We start from the raw sequence: 18,551 nt of genomic DNA on the forward strand, positions 1-18,551 counted from the left end.
ACGTCTATTGACGTCTTTTTTTGTGCCTGAAGTCCGGTAAACACGGAGAAAAATAAATCCGTCTCCTTCCTCCAGCCCCATTTTCAATGGAATAAAAAGCGGCTACCTATACTGTACCGATCAGGAGACCGCGCAATACCTTGAGAGCCAACTTGCCCGGTAAAGTAACGGCTAATGGGCCCACCGGTAGGATGTCACTATCCAGGGTTCAGCCTCACAAAAAAACCGTAGGCTGAACACAGTAGAAAACTAACGCTCGATTACCCATCGCCCACGCAACATGCCTTTCAGCTCATCAACGCTCAGCGTCATATCCCGCTTGCGATGGACCACGGCGTGACAGTTAGCGCACAACGTAACGAGGTCAGTCTCAGGATTCACGGTTTTCTCACCACCAAAGTCCGAAATCGGCACTATATGGTGAACGTGAATGAAGCCCTTCGCGTGCTCGCCGTACGCCTTTTCGAAATTAAAGCCACATGCCTTGCAGTCAAGCCCGTGGATAGCAATGGCCTTCACCCTCAGATCTTTCCGGCGTTCGTAACGGGTTCCAAAGTAACTTGATTTGCTGCCTTCATTGGCCGACTCAAAGGTCAATGGATCGCCTTGGATATTTGGTGTGCCCTGGTCAGCCTGGGAAGATAGGAGCTTCGCATGACTTAGGATTGCATCGTAATCCAGTTGGGAAATGGACCGCACCCCGTCACGCCAATAGTTGTTCACGCGAGCGGCGGGGATCGTCTCCAGGTACGCTCCGTTGATTTTCGAGAGGATAGCGCCTTCAAACCGAGTGAAGTTTTCGATCAAAGCAAAAAGGTCGCCCTTATCACTCTTCCGGTCTGCGTAGACCTTACCGATGCGTGCCATACCAAAATAATGCGGATCGGCGCTGAGGCGGACAGAAGCAAAGGTTTTGTCCTTGATGCGTCCTTTGTAATAGATCACTTCGGTTCCTTCAGCAAGCCAGGCTTGGTACCGCTTGGGGAAGTGATAGACAGCACCGGTCTCGTCTTGCCATTGCGATGTGTCGTTTTCAACGATGACTGCGGGCATTCCATTTCCTCTCGGCTGATGGCAAAAGCCTACCAAAAATGAGGAAACTTCTTACAAAATATTCCAGCCCAACTTTTTAAGATTCTTATTCTTCATATAAATTAATAAGCTGAGAAAGCTTTTCAGCTTCCCCCAGCATCAACAAAAAAGACGCCCAACGACGTCTTTTTTGTACTTGGCATCCCATCAATCACAATGCTAGTGTCAGCCCATGACTGCCCATTGCCTCACCTCGACAACCACCACCACGACCGCATCAAGCGGAGCGTGCGAGGTGTCGTGAGCCAATAACCAACGAACTTCAAAGGCCCGCCAGCGATGGACAGGGCCTTTTTTATGCCTTGTGTCGCTGGTTCACACGCAAGGAGATGCACCCATGTACGCCCTGTTGATACTGGATATCCAAGTCGGACTCATCCACGGCCCGGAAAAACCCTGGCGCTGCGACGAACTGTTGGAGACGCTGAATACCCTGATGGACAAGGCTCGCAGCGCAGGCGCGCCGATTTTTCTCGCTCGCCACATCGGCCCCGTTGGCTCGCCAATCGAACCAGGCAGCCCGCTTACGCTGATTGCAGAGGAACTGAAGTTGCAGGGTGAAGAAGTGGTGTTCGAAAAGCGCCGGCCTAACGCTTTTGCAATGACTGACCTGGCTGACAATCTGCGCTCTAGCGGCGCCACTGGCGTGGTAGTGACTGGGATGAAAACGCAATACTGCGTCGACAGCACCTGCCGTGCCGCACGTGACCTCGGCTTCGATACGGTGCTTATCGCCGACGGTCATACCTGCTCTGACACGCCCTTGATGAAAGCCGAGGCCATCGTGGCTCATCATAATGCCACGCTCAATGGGCCGTTCTGCCAGTTGGTTCAGGCTGATGACTGGAGCTTTTAACAGAGCCTGACGACGGGGAGGTCAACAGGGCCGGGCTTCGGAATTTTCCCGCAAGATACCGCGCTGTTGATGAACTAGCGCCCTCCAACCAACAAGCCTAGCCTTCCCCTGTCGCTGCAAAATCAGCGACCGGGTTTAGCAGCTCGGTTAATATCAAGGCCTGCAAAGCCACCATCCGTTCGAGCGATGCTTTCAGCATCCGCTGGTTCGTATCATGGCGGCTGTGCGTGGGGCACTTTCGGGTGCGCCGGGTTCCTTGATTCCTGGTCTGCTAACCCGCGTACGGTCGCCACCCTTTTCGTTTAGCAGCGATGTCTGGCGACTCCATCAATCAAGGAGTTTCAGCCATGAAAAAAATCACCCCCAATCCCCCAACCACCCTCTTCATCCTCGCCGAAAACATCCACCCCGAAACCCTGCTAATCCAAGCCAGCGAAACCCTCGCCTCTCTCAACGCCATGACCACCGACCTGGCCTTCGAACTTGAAGGCGCACACCGCCACAAGTTGCTGGCCGCTCAACAATTGATCGTTCTAGGTGAGCTACTAGTAGAACGGGTCTTGAACACCCAGCCATTCACTACCCATCCGCCACAACCCTAAAACACGAAAACGGGCGAGCTGCCTCACCGCATCTCGCCCACTGGCATCCCCTCACACTTCCCATTACCCTGACGGCCTTTATCAGACAACCGGAAGTCAGATACCCGTGTTCAAGCCCTTCGCCGTTATCGCCCTCGCCTTCATCCCTTCATTCGCCACCGCTGCCGAGCTGGCCGGGGTTTGGCAGGGTACTTTGGGCAAGTCCGCTATCACCGTCTGTTTCAACGGCGCCGACGGGGAGCATGGCAGTTATTACTACCAGCGCATCCGTACACCGATTCAACTGACCCAGGCCAACGACAACGCCCCTTGGGTGGAGGAAGGCAACACCGGTTTCTGGGCCCTGCAAAAACCTCAGGGCGATACCCTTTCGGGTGCCTGGAGCAAAACCGATGGCGGTATGCCGCTGCCACTGGCCCTGCGCCGCATCGGCGCGGACGGCTGCGGCAGCGATGCCTATAACGCGCCCATGGAAGCCGCGCCGCTGCCGATCAAGACCGAGAAGAAGACTTTCCACAACCATCTCTACCAGCTCAAGACCCAAGGCCCCCGCGTCACGCTCAAGCTGGAGGGTGACAGCCCGGCGGTGCAGAAGATCAACCAGCAACTCGCCGCTCTGGCCGTCAATGACGAAGATCTAACCGACTATTTTTATGAGCGGCGTGAATACCTGGGTCGAAACGGCTCAGCCTATACCAGTGAGATCGAGGTTGAGCCCGCCTATTGGTCATCGCAATTTCTCACCGTGCGGTTCTACCGCTGGGCCGCAGGCCAAGGCGCCATGGGCATCAGTTGGGGCCTGCACTCCTGGAACCTGCAAACCGGTGAATCGGTTGACCCATGGACCTGGCTCGGCGGCCATCAGCAATGGTATGACGCCTATTCCGGCCACTTGAAGCTGCCGGCCGCCTTCAGCACTTGGCTGGCCAAGCAAACCACCACCGACGAGGGCTGCCCCGCGATCACCGATTACTCCAACTTTCACCTCAGCTTCAACACCCAGGGCCTGCAACTCTCGACACCGGCCAATGGTGACGGTTGCGACAACAACTTGAGCTTTACCTGGGAGCAGTTGGAGCCGGTGCTGACCGCACAAGGCAAAGCAGCAGTGCCCAGCTTGAAAATGCCCTGACGCGCCCGAGAAAAACCCCACGGCCGTTCACCAAAGGTTAAGAATCGCGCTCGTATACTCCCTGACTACCCATGACCGGTCGCCCGATCGGTCTCATGCCCCGGTAGCCAGATTCCATGACGCGCCCCGCTCCCCTGCTGCTCCTGCTTGCTGGTCTGTTGTTCTTCTTCGCCCTTGGCAACCACGAGCTGCAAGGCTCCACCGAGGCTCGGGTGTCCGGGATCGCCATGGCGATGCATCTGGACAATGACTGGGTGGTGCCGCGCCTGTTTCGTGAACCCTTCCTGGAAAAACCGCCCCTGAGCCTGTGGCTGGACGCCGGGGCGATTCGCTTGTTCGGCGCCAGCACCGGGGCGGTGCGCCTGGCGTCGGCGTTTGCCGGGTTGTTCAGCGTGATGCTGCTGTACGGGATGCTGCGTCGCTTCGGGCGGCCGCAGACACTGGCGTTCAGCGCTGCGCTGATCCTGGCGACCATGGCCAGTTACTGGGGCAATGTGCGCGGGGTGGGTGAGGATTCGTTGCTCAGCCTCGGCGTAACCACGGCCTTACTGGCGTTTTACCAGGCTGTGCGGCCCGAGCGCGATGGCTCCAGTGTGTGGGCGTGGGCGTTGTTTACCGCGGGCATGGTCATCGCCACGCTGAGCAAGGGTGTGTTGGGCCTGGCGCTGCCGGGGATCGTGATCTTTGTGTACCTGCTCAGTACCAGTCTGATGGATAAACGCCTGCGCATCGGCGACTGGCTCAAGCCGGCGCTGTTCACGCTGCTGGCCTTGGTGCCGTTGCTGATCTGGCTGGGGTTTCTGTTTCAGCGCGGCGGGATGCAGGCGGTGGGCGAGGTGTTGTGGACCAATAGCGTCGGGCGCTTCAGCGGATCGTTTGTCGAAGCAGGGCATTACGAACCTTTCTACTATTACCTCGCGAAACTGCCCGAGGCCTTCCTGCCCTGGAATATCCTGGTGTACCTGGGCCTGTGGCATTTCCGCAAAAGCCTGGTGCGCAACCGTTATCGCCTGTTTTTCAGCGTGTGGCTGGTGGCGCAGTTCACCCTGCTGACCCTGGCTTCCAGCAAACGCACGGTGTATTTGATGGCGCTGACGCCAGCCGCGGCGGTACTGGCCGCCGAATATGCGCGGGTGCTGTTGGAGTGGGCCAAAGACCGCAAGCCGGCGCTGTACCGCTACCACCGCCAGATCATCGGCGGGGTTTTCACCCTGGCCATCGCCTGCTACCTGAGCGCAGCGTTCTGGTTTGCACCAAAAGCCGATGTGCGCCACTCCTTCGTGCCGGTGATCAGCCAGGTCCAGACCCTGCAAGACGAAGGCCGAACGGTGGCGATGTTTCAGCCCAACGAACGAATCGCCGGCGCCAGCGTGTTCTATCTGCAGGCCTACTTGCCGATCCTGCAGACCGAAGCCGAACTGCGCGCCTTCCTCAGCGCCAAGCCCGGCAACGTTGCGTTGACGGACCACACCGACCGGCTCAACGAGAAGGTCACGGTGATCAAACAAATGGCGATCAACCGCCAGCCTTACTACTTCGTCGAGCAGTAAGGCCGGCGCGCGGCATCAGTGCTTGGTGAGCTTGTCCAGGTAGCCCATGGCGAACGCCGAGACCACGAACGTCATGTGGATGATCACGTACCACATCAGGTGCTGCGGATCGACGTTCTTGGCGTCCATGAAGATGCGCAGCAGGTGGATGGAGGAAATCGCCACGATGGAGGCCGCCACTTTCATCTTCAGCGACGAAGAGTCCATGGTGCCCAGCCAGTTGAGCTTTTCCTTGTTTTCATCGATATCCAGCTGCGAGACGAAGTTCTCGTAGCCGGAAATCATCACCATCACCAGCAAGCCGCCAACCAGGGCCATGTCGATCAACGACAGCAGCAACAGGATCACTTCCGCTTCCAACATGGTGAAGATGTTGGGAATCACGTGAATGATTTCCTGGAAGAACTTCAGCGCCAGGATCAGCAAGCCCAGGGACAGCCCTAGGTAGATCGGCGCCAGCAGCCAACGCGAGGCGTACATCGTGTTTTCGATAAAGCGTTCCATTGAATCTCACACAGCTTGGCTAAAAATGGCGCCGAGTATACCAGCCGCCACCCGGCCCCTGTCACCGCGAGAAAACTGACCCAAGTGGCATCTGTAAGAGAATTTTTCTGCTAGTGTCGAGGCCATTAACTCGGCTCGATGATGTCGGACAGGAAAACTCAGATGATGGATGTGCGATCCCCTTTGGCCACTCTCGGCCTGTGTGCGGCGTTGCTGATGGCCAGCGGCTGCTCCCCCAAAGAAGAGCAGAAGCAGGCGACCCTCGAAGAGAAAACCGCGAAGTTCGAACAGTCCCTGGACACCATCCAGGACCCCAAGCTGCGCGATGCCATCGCGGATCTGGGCGGCTCGCTGCTGTTGCTGGAACGGGCGCGCCTCAAGCTCGCCACCAAGCCCATCGAGGCCGAGTACGGCGAAGACACCCTGGCCTTGCTCAAGCACTACCCCACGCCCCAGGCCCTGGTGGATACCTATATCAACGGCCTGTTCGTGCTGCGCAAAAGCTCTCATTCGGACTATCTGACGGATTTGCAGCCGGTCTTCCCGTTCAATTTCAACGCCCCTGACCAGTTCCCCTTCCCCCATGGCCTGGAATGGCAGTCGGTAACCCTGAGCAACAACAAAGTCATTCCCTTTCAGCCGGAATGGTCGGAAACCGACCCGGGCATCCAACTGAGCCCCAGCAGCTCCAACCTCACCAACCCCGATGACCTGACGGTGACCTACCCGTTTATCGAAGGCATCGAGACGGAAAACAAAAGCCAGCCGCAGCCCGTCAGCCTCAAGGGCGCGGTTGAAGTGATCACGCCGGGCAAAGTGCTGACCTTCGACCTGAGCAAAAAGGATGTGGGCCATAAACGCACCGAGGGCAACATCACCCTCAATCTGCTGTTGCTGGAAAAGAACTACGCCGAGATCGAACTGACCAACAGCGCCCCCCTGGCCGCAGACGTGGGCGACGAATCACCGAACCCTTTGCTGGTGCAGGCGCGGGACACTACCGGGCAATTTCTGACCCGTTCGGGCTCGATCAACGAAGGTGCCGCGCAAGTGGCGTTCTACGAGAAGCAACTGGCTGAAATGCACAAGCAGAACGCCTGGTCAGACGCCTTCGAGAAACAGCTCACCGATGAGCAAAAAGCCTTCGAACACAAGCAAACCAGCCATTACGCCAAGGTGTATTTCAACGGGCTGATCGACAACCTGCAGGTCAATGTGCTGGATTTCTCCCAGGCCACGGTTACCCACAAAGACCTGGATCTGCCGGTATTACGCTTCGACAGGAACAGCCTGCAAACCACGGTGCAGGCCCTGCCGATGCCGGTCACGGTGTATGACGACGGCGCCGCCAGCTGGCTCAAAGATGCCTCGATGACCGAGGACCAACTCAAAAGCAGCGTGACCATCAGCCAATCGACCGAAGACGCCAGCGCCGCGAAAATCATGTTTGACCACCCTTTCACCTTCAACGACGACCTGGTCGGCGCCGAGCGCAACAACAGTGATGCGCCTATCACCTTCTTCACCGCCGACGACAAGGGCGAGCGCGGCGAGCCCATCGAGCTGCCAACCGAGGCTTTCGAGCTGAACGCAGTAAACGGCACACTGACTTACGACCTCAACCTGTTCCCGGAAACCCCGGCGTTTGTGGTGGGCTCGGTGCCGCTGTTCCTGGCGACTATCGAGAAAGCCGTGATTGATGTCGCCAAGCTGCCCAAGGGCCTGTCGCTCAAGGACAACGCGCTGATCGTCGATCAAAAGGACTTCCCCTCCGACAGCTGGCGCTTCTACGCCAAGGACGCCAGCGGCAATTACCTCAAGGAAATCCTCAATGTCAGCCACCGCGCCGAGGAGTACGGCACCGCGCTGTTCGACGTGCATTACTTCTACGGCCGGCCGACTACGCTGGAGAGTTACCAGCGCACCGACCTGAGCACCGTGCAGTACGGCTTCGAGGTCAAGCTGGACAAACCAGAGAGCAAATAGCCGGCGCTAAAGGGCCAACTGCTCCTGGCCGCCATTGAGTTGGCGCAGATGGGCTTGCAGGTGCAGGCACCAGATCTGCGGCTCGTCCATTTGCTCGTAGCCATGCAAGGTCAGGCTATCAACGATGGTGCCCAGCATTCTTTCGGCCACGAAGGGCCCATGGAACGGGCCCTGGGATTTGATGGTGGAAGGCTGCTCGCCCGACATTCCGGCGGCAAACAATAGCGTCCACATGCCGTTATCCCCGGCGAGGGGGCGAATGGAGCATTCGATACGGGTGACCAGGCCCAGGCACTGGCGGGTAAGGCAAAGGTTGCGCGACATGGCGGCGCCCCTCGGTAGATCGGTGTTCAGCCCCAGCGCAAGGCGAGGCTGTTTCTATCCTGCGACTCCTGTGGATATCCCTGACTCTGAGAATAGAAGAAAAACACCACAAACCAAGGTTGTAGGGACCAACGGGCGTTGGTCCCCGAGAATGGAGTCAATTTTGTGGCACGCTAAACGTCCCTAAAGACATCACGGACCACTGTGGGAGCTGGCTTGCCTGCGATGACGGACTCATAGCCAACCTCCCAGTTGGCTGATACACCGCTATCGCAGGCAAGCCAGCTCCCACCTTAACCGAGTGATGACAGCAATCAGCTTGGCTTGGCTTCTGCCAACGCCTGCTGCGCCAGCTCTTTCTCCGCCTCCTTCAGATCTTCCTCGCTGATCATCTCGGCAATCGCGCGCAAACGCTCCACCACCCGCGCATTCACGGTGCCTTCCGGAAATTGCCCCTCGGCGTCCGGCTCACCGGCATCCTCGCCCACCAACAGGCTCAACGCCTCATCGGCCTGGCGTACCGCATAGATGTGGAATTGCTCGGCGCGCACGGCCTGCAGCACCTTCTCGTCGAGCATCAACGTGGCAACGTTGGCCTGAGGGATGATCGCCCCTTGCTCACCGGTCAGCCCGCGTGCTTCGCAGAGGCGGAAGAAGCCTTCGATCTTCTCGTTGACCCCGCCCACCGCCTGCACTTCACCAAACTGGTTGATCGAGCCGGTGATGGCAAAGCACTGCTTGAGTGGCGTCTTCGACAAGGCCGAAATCAAGGTGCACGCCTCGCCCAGGGACGCACTGTCGCCGTCCACATAACCGTAGGACTGCTCCAGGGCGATACTCGCGGAGATCGCCAGCGGGAATTCCTGGGCATAACGGCTGCCCAGGTAACCAGTGAGGATCATCACGCCCTTGGAGTGAATCGGCTGGCCGAGGTTGACTTCACGCTCGATGTCGACAATGCCGCTGCCGCCCGGGTACACCGTGGCGGAAATCCGCGCCGGTACGCCGAATGCCGAGTCGCCGACCTCCAGCACCGTCAGGCCGTTGCACTTGCCCACGGCCGCACCCGCGGTGTCGATCAGGATGACTCCGGCGAGCATGTCGTCGAGAATCCGCGCCGACACGCGGCCTGTACGCGTGGCCTTGGCCTTGAGGGCGCGCTCGATATGCCCGGCATCGGTCATTTCGTCGCCGGCCAGGTGGCGAATGAAGTCCGCCTCGCTGACCAACTGGAACAGGTCGCCAATACGCGCCGACAAGCGGCCCTGATGTTCCGCCAGGCGTGCGCTGTAAGTCGCCAGGCGCGCGACCGCATCCGAGGTCAGCGGCGCCATGCCTTCTTCCGACGTGCGGGTTTTGAGCAACTGGGCGAACTGCTCCAGGCTCTCGTCGACCATCGGGATGTCTTCGTCGAAGTCCACCAGCACCCGGAACATTTCCTGGAAGTCCGGATCGGCGTCTTGCAGCGCGTAATACAACTGGCGCGAGCCGATGATGATCACCTTCACCTGCAAGGGGATCATCTGCGGGTTGAGGGTCACGGTGGCCAGGCGGCCCAGTTCGCCCAAGGGCGACTCCATCTTCAGCTTGCGCGATTGCAGGGAACGCTTGAGTGCATCCCATACAAACGGCTCGCTGAGCATTTTTTCGGCTTCCAGAATCAGAAAGCCGCCATTGGCGCGGTGCAAGGCGCCCGGACGCAGCTGGCGATAGGTGGTGTAAAGCGCGCCCTGGTCGGTGCTGTATTCGATACGGCCGAACAGGTTGTCGTAGGTCGGGTGCGGTTCAAACACCACTGGCGCACCACCGTTGACCGGGTGACCCACCACCAGGCTCGGGCAGTACTGCTCTTCAAGCAGCTTGCGCGCCTGGGCGTCAGTCTTGGCGTCGTCCACCAGTTGCTCGACCACGGTTTTAAGCAGGTACACCTGCATCGCTTGCAGGTAGCCGCACACGCCGGCGTTTTCTGCATACTTTTCCGACAACGGTGCCAGCAACGGCTGCAGGGCCAGGGTGATGGTTTCTTCGTTGAACTGGCGCAGCTGGTTGTTGGACTCGCGCTTCCACTGCGGCAGGCTGGCCAACTCTTCGTTGAGGCGCTCTTCCAGCGCGGAAATATCGTTGTGGAAACGCTCGCGATCGGCTTCCGGCAGTTGCGAAAACTCGGCTTCGTCCAGCGCCTTGCCGTCGAGCATCGGCGTAAAGGCGATGTTGGAGCTGTCGCGGTACAGCGCCACGTCTTTTTCCAGGGCCAGTCGTTCGATCACATCCAGCGCCTTGTCGTAGCGCTGGTTGAAGGCCCGGTCGATGGCGCTTTTGCGCTGTTGATAAGTGGGGTGTTCAAACACTGCCGGAAAGGTGGCTACGAGGTTGTCGACCAACCCGTTGATATCGGCGATAAACGCCGCGGCGCCGCCCCCTGGCAATTCCAGGGCGCGGGGCTCGCGTGGCTCATCGAAATTATTCACATAGACCCAGTCCGCCGGGGTCTGCAGGCGTTTGCCTTCGGCTTTGAGGTAGCGTTTGACGAACGAAAAGCGGCCGGTGCCGGGCTCGCCCATCACAAACACGTTGTAACCGGGGCGTGGCATGGCCACGCCGAACTGCAAGGCTTCAACCGCACGTTCCTGGCCAAGCACACCGCGAAAGGGCTCCAAATCATTGGTGGTCGAGAAGCTGAACTGTTCAGCGGAGAAAGGGCGAGTCAGCGCTTCGGGCGCTAGACGCAAGCTGGCAGCAACAGGATCAGGCATCGGGCTTCCTTACATCAGGCGGGGCAGATGGGGGCATTCTGGCTCCGGGTTGAGCGCTCTGGCAAGGCGCGCTTTCGGGAAAGCATAGCCACCGCACGCGCCCTACAAAAAAATCGCCAGCGATTGAATGTTTATAAAAAAACACGGAACCCTAGGAACGTGCCTAAACTCCAAACTGCGCGGGTTGGACTAATAACTGGCCCCTAGGGTGCTGAGAAGCACCTGAACCCTTGTCCATTGGTTTGCACACAAAGAGAACAAAGCTATGAAACGGATCCTTCTTGGTACTCTCTTCACCGTCGTCTCCCTCAATGCAATGGCAGAAGCACCAGGTGGCCCGAACTGCGGTTGGGGCAACATGTTGTTCGAAGGCCAGCGCGGTACTCCGGCTCACTTCCTCGCTTCCACCACCAACGGCACCTCGGGTAATGCCACCTTCGGCATGACCTCGGGCACCAACGGTTGCAGCACCAACAGCGCCCTGACCTACGGCGGCAAGTCCTGGATTGCCATGAATGGCATGATGAACGAGCTGTCCGAAGACATGGCCAAAGGCAACGGCGAAGCACTGACCACCTATGCCGTGGTACTGGGTGTTGCCCCGGAAGATCGCGATCACTTCGCGGCCGTGACCCACGAGCACTTCCAGCAGATCTTCAGCAAGGCTGACGTGACCGCTGACGACGTGCACAACAACACCATTGCTGTACTGAAAAGCGATGCCCGTCTGGCGAAATACGCTACCCAGGCTTAAGCTCGACCCGCCCGCGTCTTTCGAGGCGCGGGTTTTATTTTTTCGACCTGCCCCCCTTGGGTCTTTTTTTCAGTCCGACTTAAGTAGCCCCCATGCTCAAACGCCTCGCTTGCCTGGCTCTCTTCGCCTGCGCCCCGCTGCATGCGGCACCGCACCTCGACGATCAACGTTTGCAGCAACTGGCCAATGACCCGTTCTGGCTTTCGCTGGGGCATTACGAAGCCGGCAAGATCAGTGGCTGGCGCAGCTATGTCAGCGACAAGAAATTCTTCCTCGCCGCCGACGGCGCCCATCACCCGGACGCCGAACTCAAGGCCACCGTGCAAGCGCTGTATGCACCGGCCAGCCTGGGTGAGAAGCACGCCCAGTGTGTGTACCCCGCACGTACCCGCTGGCTCAAGGATCAGTTGCAGCTGACTGACCTGCCTGCCCTGGACTGCAAAGAATTCACCCAATGGTTCAAGGACGTCGCGCCCCATAGCGCGGTGATGATCTTCCCCGCTGCCTATCTCAACAGCCCGTCGTCGATGTTCGGTCACACTTTGCTGCGCATCGACCAGGCCGACGTGCAAAGCAACAACACCGCTCTGCTCAGCTATGCGATCAACTTCGGCGCCTATATCGAAGGCTCCGACAACAGCATCCTGTATGCCTGGAAGGGCCTGATGGGCGGCTACCCCGGCCTGTTCGCCCTGGTGCCCTATCAGGAGAAACTCTCCGAATACCGCAGCCTGGAAAACCGCGACCTGTGGGAATACCGCCTGAACCTCACCGAGGTCGAGACCAAGCGCATGGTCGAGCACGTGTGGGAGCTCAAGCAGATCCAGTTCGACTATTTCTTTTTCGACGAAAACTGCTCCTATCGCCTGCTGGAACTGCTGCAAGTGGCCCGCCCCGGCCTGCGCCTGACCGAGCAATTCCCGCTCACCGCGATCCCGACCGATACCGTCAAGGCGGTAAAGGACGCAGGCCTGGTGGAAAAGATCGACTATCGCCCCTCGCGTGAACGCGAACTGCTCGAACGCGCCAAGCCGCTGGATAGCGATGAGCAACAGTGGGTGTTGAAAGTCAGCGATGACCAGAAGCAACTGCAAGAGCCCGCATTCAAGGCCCTGCCTCGCGAGCGCCAGGCGCTGATCATCGACGCCGCCTACCGCCTGGGCCGCTACCGCGCCAATGGGCTGGAACGCGACACCGAACGCTCCCAACGCAGCTTCGAACTGCTGCGGGCGATCAACCAGAACCCTGCGCCAGACCTCAAGATCACGCCGCCTGGTTTGCCGGAAAACGGCCACCAGTCACGCACCTGGCAAGCCGGCATCGGTACCCGTGGCGACAAAGCCTTTGGTGAATATGGCCTGCGCATGGCCTATCACGACCTTAACGACAACGCCGAAGGCTTCCCCCTCGGCGCCCAGATCGAAATCCTGCAAATGAAACTGCGCCAGTACGAAGGCAATCACTGGCAACTGCAGCAACTGGACCTGGCCACCATCCGCTCGCTGACGCCGCGTAACGCGCTGCTGCAACCCTGGTCATGGCAAGTCACCGGCGGCCTGGAGCGGGTACCGGGCAAGCACGACGACGAAACCCTGGTGGCCCACGTCAACGGCGGTGCCGGCGGCACCTGGCAGCTCTCCGACGACATGCTCGGCTTCGCCCTCGGCACCGTGCGTGTGGAGCACAACAATGACTTCAGCGAAGCCATCTCCCCCGCCGCCGGCTTCAACACTGGCGTACTGTGGAAGAACCCACTGGGCAACCTGAGCCTGGAAGCCAAGGGCGATTTCTTCACCAACGGCGAAGTGCGGCGCAGCATCAGCCTCAACCAGCAATGGGAACTGTCACGCAACCTGGGCCTGCGCTTGAGCGCCCAGCGTGAGTTCAGCCACCTGTCCACGCCGGTGAATGAAGTGATGCTTGAATTGAAGTGGTATCACTACTGACTCAAGCCTGATGAAAATCAAAATGTGGGAGGGGCGGTGCGACGATTCGACTTGCTCCCGATTGCGGTGTGTCAGTCCAGTATTCAGTGACTGCCAGTTTGTCATCGGGGCATAGGTATCTACACACCTTCGGTACGACGCTAAACCTGTGGCGAGGGAGCTTGCTCCCGTGACGACGGACAGCCGACGCTTATCTACCTGACACCCCACGATCAAACTGTGGCTGGCTTGTCGGGTCGCCGCATCGCTGCGATGGCGGCCTGACAGCCGACACCGTTATACCGAGTACATATCCATTCTTGCGGTAACGGCTACTTAAGGTTCCGCCCTGACGGCGGCTCACTTTGCAAAAGCGGCAAAGTAGGCAAAACGCTCTTGCCCCACCACTCGGCACCTCGCTTAGGCTCGGTGTGCCCGTAATCCGCCATGGATTTGGGGGGCCGCCGCCACGCGCCATCCATGGCGCGGGGCGGCTAAACCGGCATCCCTGCCGGTTTACCCCCCAAATCCCTGTCGAATTCCGGCCAGCGTGGTTTAACGGGGCGCCTAAGATCAAAAGCAGATCCAAAGCGACTCGCTCCGCATCGTAGTTACCGTCGGCTGCTAAAACCTACAAAATTGTGTAGGTACCCATAGTCATCGGGGGCAAGACCCTCCCACACTTTGTTAGCATTTCTCGCCTAATCAGGAGCCCACTTAATATGGCCGTTTACTGCAATACCCTTGAAGAAGTCCGCACTAACATCGACCTCCTTGACCAGAAAATCGTCACTCTGATCGCCGAACGCGGGCACTACGTATCCCAAGCCGCACGCTTCAAAAAAGACACCGATGGCGTCAAGGCGCCGCAACGGGTTGAACAGGTGATTGCGAAAGTGCGGGATCTATCCCTGGCGGCGGGGGCTAATCCTGAGGTCACTGAGCAGGTATATCGCGCGATGATTGCGGCGTTTATCCGACAGGAATTGGTTGAATATGCTGTGCTAGACAAAGTCGGCAAGCCACAAGCCTGATCCATCCATATTATCTGCTCAGGATTACCAGTCTTTCGCCGCCAGGCACAAATTATTGGCGCTCTTGCAACCCATTGAAAAATAGGCAGGAAATTTCGGACGTCTTTTTAGCTTTTTTCAGTCGAAACAAACCGCCTCTTACCTCATTCTCTTTGTGAGGTTTTGTGTCTAGTATCGAGTGGCAATCAATTTGCCACCACTTCTATACACGGATCCGAATAGGGTAAGAGGCTTATATGGAATTTCTTGAAAAACTCACCAGCCTGGCAGCAAAAGTCCGTCTGCAAGGCCCCGCCATCCAAACAGAAGAAGCTACAAAAAATGCTTTTGTAATGCCTTTTATCAACACCGTGTTGGGTTATGACGTGTTTGACCCGCAAGAGGTGACGCCCGAATTTATCTGCGACGTCGGAACGAAAAAAGGTGAAAAAATCGACTACGCAATCATGAAAGATGGCGAGGTTCAGATACTCATTGAATGCAAAAAGATTGGCGAGTCATTGAGCATTAACCACGCGTCGCAGCTCTTTCGGTACTTTCACGTTACAAGCGCAAGAATCTCAATTCTTACCAACGGCCAGGTCTACAGATTTTTTACCGATCTGGACGCCCCTAACAAAATGGACGAAAAGCCATTTTTAGAGCTGGATCTGCTGGACATTGATGAATACTCCGTACCAGAGCTGATAAAACTTACCAAATCAGCCTTCGATGTGGACTCGATCATAAGCGCAGCGGGAGAGCTGAAATACGTCAGCCAACTCAAGAAGCTCATTGGCGCACAAGTCAGTAAACCAGAAGACGACTTCGTGAAATTTTTCGCATCCCGAGTTTACGAAGGAGTGATCACGCAGAAAGTGCGGGAGCAATTTTTCGAACTAACACGCAAAGCGTTAGCTCAATTTTTGAATGACCAAATTAATGAGCGACTGAAGTCTGCCATGAGTGGTGCAATTCAGCCGGCGATAACGTCATTGACTGTCGCGAACAGTACAAATGTAGACATGCAGGATCGAGACGAGGCAGAAGATAAAATCCTGACAACCCTTGAGGAAATGGAGGGTTACCACATCGTCCGCGCTGTCGTCCGGTCTGTTGTCGATGCCAAACGAATCGTTCAACGTGATACCCAAAGCTATTTTGGGATATTACTGGATGACAACAATCGTAAGCCCATCTGCCGACTCCACTTCAATCGTAGCCAAAAGTACCTCGGGGTATTCGACGAGGAAAAGAATGAGACCCGACACGCTATTTCATCCATTGATGAAATTTACGAATACGCCGATCAGCTAAAAAAGACAGTGGGTTACTACGAATAAAGGCTGCACCGGGAGACCGGAGTTATGGATAAAACTGTGGGAGGGGCGGTGCGACGATTCGACTTGCTCCCGATTGCGGTGTGTCAGGTCCAGCATTCAGTGACTGACACTCTGTCATCGGGAGCAAGTCGAATCGTCGCACCGCCCCTCCCACATTTGATTTTGTGCTTGGCCAAAAGTCCTGCACATCCCTCTGACACCTCTTTCACATACAGCTGACAAATCCCCTTCTAGACTCTCCATATCAGCCGTGAATCGGCCAGGGAGTACGCCATGTGGCGGTATGCGCTAATGCTGTGTGCAGTGGTGTGGCTGGCGGGGTGCCAAACAACCCATCAGGATTTACTGGCCAAGGGTTACCCACCCGCGTTTGCCGATGGCTTTGACGACGGTTGCAGCAGCGGTCGCCAGGCTGCGGGGGTAATCACCGGAGAGTTTCGCAAGAACGTGCCGCGCTATCTGAAAGAAAAGCACTATGCCGAAGGCTGGGAGGATGGTTTCCGCCAATGCAAGGCCATGCGCGAGAGCGAAGAGCTGCGCGACTACCAGGACAACCGCAACAACGACCGCGAGCACGAGTGGCAGCAGGAAAAAGACCGCGATGCGGCCAAGGCGTATCGCTCGCAATAGGTCGTTTGCAGACATCCATCGAAACTAAAGCACGGCGAACATGGCCCAAATGCCATAGAGGGAGAACACCATGAGCCGAGCTTTTGTAAATGAAGACAACGCCGCCGCCCAGGCCGATCAGCCGGTGGAGCGTCAGGTCAGCGCGCAACCTAACCGCCTGACCGCGCAAGGGTTGGCGCAGTTGCAAGCCAAGGTGGCGCAATTGCAGCTTGAGTACAGCGCCGAGTCCGCCAAGGGTGAGCATGCCGATAAGCAGCGCCAGGCGGATCTTGAGCGGGACCTGCGTTACTTCAACCAGCGGGTGCAGAGCGCTCAGGTGGTCGCGCCGGCGAGAGCCACCGACAAGGTGCAGATCGGCAGCTGGGTCACGTTCGCCAATGAGCAGGACGAGCAGCAGCGCATTCAATTGGTAGGTGAGGATCAAGCCGACGCCAACGCCGGTTTGATCAACTGGGGCTCGCCTCTGGGCCGCGCCTTGTTGGGGGCCCAGGTGGGCGACGAGGTGCTGTGGAAGCGCCCCGTCGGCGATCAGTTGATCGAAGTGCTGAGCATCGAGCCCGAGGTTTAGACGATACCCTGGGCCAGCATCGCGTCAGCCACTTTCACGAAGCCTGCGATGTTGGCGCCCTTGACGTAGTTGACCCGGCCGTTTTCCTCACCGTAATGCACGCAGGCATGGTGGATCGACTGCATGATGTTGTGCAGTTTGCTGTCCACTTCCCCGGCGGTCCACAGCAGGCGCATGGCGTTCTGCGACATTTCCAGGCCGCTCACCGCCACACCGCCGGCGTTGGACGCCTTGCCGGGCGCAAACAGGATGCCCGCGTCGATGAAGATATCCACAGCCTCCAGGGTGGTCGGCATGTTGGCGCCTTCGGCCACGCAGATGCAGCCGTTGCGCAACAGCGTGCGTGCGGCTTGGGCGTCGAGTTCGTTCTGGGTGGCGCATGGCAGCGCGATATCGCACGCCAGCTCCCAGGGGGTTTGGCCTTTGCGGAATTCCAGGCCGAAACGTTCAGCCAATTCACTGATGCGCCCACGTTGTACGTTTTTCAGCTCCAGCAGGGCCGACCATTGTTCTTCGGTCAAACCACTTTCGGCGTACAGGGTGCCTTCGGAGTCCGACAGGGAAACCACCTTGCCGCCCAGGTCCATGACCTTGCGCGCCGCGTATTGCGCCACGTTGCCGGAGCCGGACAGCGCCACCCGCTTGCCTTCGACCCGCTGACCTTGGCGCTTGAGCATTTCCTCGGCGAAATACACACAGCCGAAACCGGTGGCTTCCGGACGAATCAGGCTGCCGCCATAGGTCATGCCTTTGCCGGTCAGCACTGAAGTGAATTGATTGCTCAGGCGCTTGTACTGGCCGAACAGAAAGCCGATTTCCCGTGCGCCCACACCGATATCGCCGGCCGGTACGTCGACGTCCGCACCGATGTGGCGGTACAGCTCGCTCATGAACGCCTGGCAGAAGCGCATCACTTCGGCATCGCTCTTGCCCTTGGGGTCGAAGTCCGAGCCGCCTTTGCCGCCGCCCATGGGCAGCGAGGTCAGGGAGTTTTTGAAGGTCTGCTCGAAGGCGAGGAATTTCAGCACGCCCAGGTTGACCGAAGGGTGAAAGCGCAAGCCACCTTTGTACGGGCCGATGGCGCTGTTCATCTGGATACGGAAACCGCGATTGACCTGAACCTTGCCGTGATCATCCACCCACGACACCCGGAAGGTGATGGTGCGTTCCGGTTCGCAAATGCGTTCCAGAATGCCCGAGGTCAGGTAGTGGGAGTTGGCTTCAAGAAAGGGCCACAGGCTGCGCAGGACTTCTTCTACAGCCTGGTGGAATTCCGGCTGGTCGGGGTCGCGTTTCTTGAGGCGGGCCAGGAAGGATTCGACGGATTCGATCATGAAAAGTCTCGGCAAATTGATTGTTGTTAAACAGAGAATGAGCCGGACTTTATCAATTCATTTCGCACCGTGACAGGGCAAAATGTCGCTTTTGTGAATTTAAATGGTGCATTGGATATAAATAATCAGGGTTTTTGCCCTCTAACAGGGATTTCAACGCGAGATATGCACCAATAGTTAAACCG

At 57.9% G+C, this 18,551-nt stretch carries 16 protein-coding genes; 11 read left to right on the forward strand and 5 right to left on the reverse strand.

What is annotated here, in order from left to right; all coding sequences use genetic code 11:
• Positions 1-249: 249 nt before the first annotated feature.
• Positions 250-1,053, reverse strand: a complete 804-nt coding sequence (locus PSEBG33_RS04110) for an HNH endonuclease (protein ID WP_005791574.1) — start codon at positions 1,051-1,053, stop codon at positions 250-252.
• A gap of 376 nt (positions 1,054-1,429) precedes the next feature.
• Between PSEBG33_RS04110 and PSEBG33_RS04105 the strand changes: the two genes are divergently transcribed.
• The 4 genes from PSEBG33_RS04105 (at position 1,430) to PSEBG33_RS04090 (ending at position 5,232) form a co-directional block, all read left to right on the forward strand.
• The gene (locus PSEBG33_RS04105) at positions 1,430-1,948 is read left to right on the forward strand and encodes a cysteine hydrolase family protein (protein WP_005791576.1); all 519 of its coding nucleotides are present in this window, start codon (positions 1,430-1,432) and stop codon (positions 1,946-1,948) included.
• A gap of 347 nt (positions 1,949-2,295) precedes the next feature.
• Positions 2,296-2,550 carry a DUF6124 family protein gene (locus PSEBG33_RS04100; protein ID WP_003194262.1) on the forward strand — a complete coding sequence of 85 codons (255 nt, stop codon included), beginning with the start codon at positions 2,296-2,298 and terminating at the stop codon, positions 2,548-2,550.
• A 106-nt stretch (positions 2,551-2,656) separates the two neighbouring features.
• Positions 2,657-3,682 carry a hypothetical protein gene (locus tag PSEBG33_RS04095; protein WP_005791578.1) on the forward strand — a complete coding sequence of 342 codons (1,026 nt, stop codon included), beginning with the start codon at positions 2,657-2,659 and terminating at the stop codon, positions 3,680-3,682.
• A gap of 116 nt (positions 3,683-3,798) precedes the next feature.
• Positions 3,799-5,232, forward strand: coding sequence for an ArnT family glycosyltransferase (locus PSEBG33_RS04090; protein WP_005791580.1), 1,434 nt, complete (start codon positions 3,799-3,801; stop codon positions 5,230-5,232).
• A gap of 15 nt (positions 5,233-5,247) precedes the next feature.
• Here the strand turns inward: PSEBG33_RS04090 and PSEBG33_RS04085 are convergent, their stop codons facing one another.
• Positions 5,248-5,736, reverse strand: coding sequence for a TIGR00645 family protein (locus PSEBG33_RS04085; protein WP_005791582.1), 489 nt, complete (start codon positions 5,734-5,736; stop codon positions 5,248-5,250).
• A gap of 162 nt (positions 5,737-5,898) precedes the next feature.
• Between PSEBG33_RS04085 and PSEBG33_RS04080 the strand changes: the two genes are divergently transcribed.
• Complete coding sequence (locus PSEBG33_RS04080) at positions 5,899-7,722, forward strand: hypothetical protein (protein ID WP_087945264.1); 1,824 nt, start codon at positions 5,899-5,901, stop codon at positions 7,720-7,722.
• Positions 7,723-7,728: 6 nt separating this feature from the next.
• Here the strand turns inward: PSEBG33_RS04080 and PSEBG33_RS04075 are convergent, their stop codons facing one another.
• Both PSEBG33_RS04075 and PSEBG33_RS04070 read right to left on the reverse strand, forming a co-directional pair.
• Positions 7,729-8,046: a hypothetical protein gene (locus PSEBG33_RS04075; RefSeq protein ID WP_005791586.1), complete on the reverse strand. Its 318-nt coding sequence runs from the start codon at positions 8,044-8,046 to the stop codon at positions 7,729-7,731.
• Positions 8,047-8,360: 314 nt separating this feature from the next.
• Positions 8,361-10,799: a Lon protease family protein gene (locus PSEBG33_RS04070; protein WP_005791588.1), complete on the reverse strand. Its 2,439-nt coding sequence runs from the start codon at positions 10,797-10,799 to the stop codon at positions 8,361-8,363.
• Between the two features lie 265 nt (positions 10,800-11,064).
• On the opposite strand from PSEBG33_RS04070, the gene PSEBG33_RS04065 reads away from it, so the two are divergent.
• The 6 genes from PSEBG33_RS04065 to PSEBG33_RS04040 all read left to right on the forward strand — a co-directional run bounded on the left by PSEBG33_RS04065 (position 11,065) and on the right by PSEBG33_RS04040 (position 17,032).
• Entirely contained in the window at positions 11,065-11,553 is a 489-nt protein-coding gene (locus PSEBG33_RS04065; RefSeq protein WP_003194274.1) for a DUF3015 domain-containing protein, read from the forward strand.
• Positions 11,554-11,645: 92 nt separating this feature from the next.
• Entirely contained in the window at positions 11,646-13,499 is a 1,854-nt protein-coding gene (locus PSEBG33_RS04060; RefSeq protein ID WP_032803724.1) for a DUF4105 domain-containing protein, read from the forward strand.
• Between the two features lie 701 nt (positions 13,500-14,200).
• Positions 14,201-14,512, forward strand: a complete 312-nt coding sequence (locus tag PSEBG33_RS04055) for a chorismate mutase (protein WP_005791592.1) — start codon at positions 14,201-14,203, stop codon at positions 14,510-14,512.
• A 236-nt stretch (positions 14,513-14,748) separates the two neighbouring features.
• Positions 14,749-15,834, forward strand: a complete 1,086-nt coding sequence (locus PSEBG33_RS04050) for a type I restriction endonuclease (RefSeq protein WP_005791593.1) — start codon at positions 14,749-14,751, stop codon at positions 15,832-15,834.
• Positions 15,835-16,107: 273 nt separating this feature from the next.
• The gene (locus PSEBG33_RS04045; protein WP_005791596.1) at positions 16,108-16,464 is read left to right on the forward strand and encodes a hypothetical protein; all 357 of its coding nucleotides are present in this window, start codon (positions 16,108-16,110) and stop codon (positions 16,462-16,464) included.
• A gap of 70 nt (positions 16,465-16,534) precedes the next feature.
• Positions 16,535-17,032 (forward strand): GreA/GreB family elongation factor, encoded by a 498-nt coding sequence (locus tag PSEBG33_RS04040; protein WP_005791597.1) that lies wholly within the window; start codon positions 16,535-16,537, stop codon positions 17,030-17,032.
• Here PSEBG33_RS04040 and gdhA read toward each other — a convergent pair.
• Entirely contained in the window at positions 17,029-18,366 is a 1,338-nt protein-coding gene (gdhA, locus tag PSEBG33_RS04035; RefSeq protein WP_005791599.1) for an NADP-specific glutamate dehydrogenase, read from the reverse strand. The genes PSEBG33_RS04040 and gdhA overlap by 4 nt on opposite strands.
• Positions 18,367-18,551 lie beyond the last annotated feature (185 nt).

Origin of the sequence: Pseudomonas synxantha BG33R, from assembly GCF_000263715.2 — a bacterium.
Classification (GTDB): domain Bacteria; phylum Pseudomonadota; class Gammaproteobacteria; order Pseudomonadales; family Pseudomonadaceae; genus Aquipseudomonas; species Aquipseudomonas synxantha_A.

Excerpts from the sequence above, each read along its gene's own strand:
- PSEBG33_RS04105 (WP_005791576.1), top strand. The coding sequence starts at position 1,430 with ATGTACGCCCTGTTGATACTGGATATCCAAGTCGGACTCATCCACGGC.
- PSEBG33_RS04070 (WP_005791588.1), bottom strand. The coding sequence starts at position 10,799 with ATGCCTGATCCTGTTGCTGCCAGCTTGCGTCTAGCGCCCGAAGCGCTG.
- PSEBG33_RS04060 (WP_032803724.1), top strand. The coding sequence starts at position 11,646 with ATGCTCAAACGCCTCGCTTGCCTGGCTCTCTTCGCCTGCGCCCCGCTG.
- PSEBG33_RS04100 (WP_003194262.1), top strand. The coding sequence starts at position 2,296 with ATGAAAAAAATCACCCCCAATCCCCCAACCACCCTCTTCATCCTCGCC.
- PSEBG33_RS04085 (WP_005791582.1), bottom strand. The coding sequence starts at position 5,736 with ATGGAACGCTTTATCGAAAACACGATGTACGCCTCGCGTTGGCTGCTG.
- PSEBG33_RS04050 (WP_005791593.1), top strand. The coding sequence starts at position 14,749 with ATGGAATTTCTTGAAAAACTCACCAGCCTGGCAGCAAAAGTCCGTCTG.
- PSEBG33_RS04055 (WP_005791592.1), top strand. The coding sequence starts at position 14,201 with ATGGCCGTTTACTGCAATACCCTTGAAGAAGTCCGCACTAACATCGAC.
- PSEBG33_RS04090 (WP_005791580.1), top strand. The coding sequence starts at position 3,799 with ATGACGCGCCCCGCTCCCCTGCTGCTCCTGCTTGCTGGTCTGTTGTTC.
- PSEBG33_RS04080 (WP_087945264.1), top strand. The coding sequence starts at position 5,899 with ATGATGGATGTGCGATCCCCTTTGGCCACTCTCGGCCTGTGTGCGGCG.
- gdhA (WP_005791599.1), bottom strand. The coding sequence starts at position 18,366 with ATGATCGAATCCGTCGAATCCTTCCTGGCCCGCCTCAAGAAACGCGAC.
- PSEBG33_RS04040 (WP_005791597.1), top strand. The coding sequence starts at position 16,535 with ATGAGCCGAGCTTTTGTAAATGAAGACAACGCCGCCGCCCAGGCCGAT.
- PSEBG33_RS04065 (WP_003194274.1), top strand. The coding sequence starts at position 11,065 with ATGAAACGGATCCTTCTTGGTACTCTCTTCACCGTCGTCTCCCTCAAT.
- PSEBG33_RS04075 (WP_005791586.1), bottom strand. The coding sequence starts at position 8,046 with ATGTCGCGCAACCTTTGCCTTACCCGCCAGTGCCTGGGCCTGGTCACC.
- PSEBG33_RS04110 (WP_005791574.1), bottom strand. The coding sequence starts at position 1,053 with ATGCCCGCAGTCATCGTTGAAAACGACACATCGCAATGGCAAGACGAG.
- PSEBG33_RS04045 (WP_005791596.1), top strand. The coding sequence starts at position 16,108 with ATGTGGCGGTATGCGCTAATGCTGTGTGCAGTGGTGTGGCTGGCGGGG.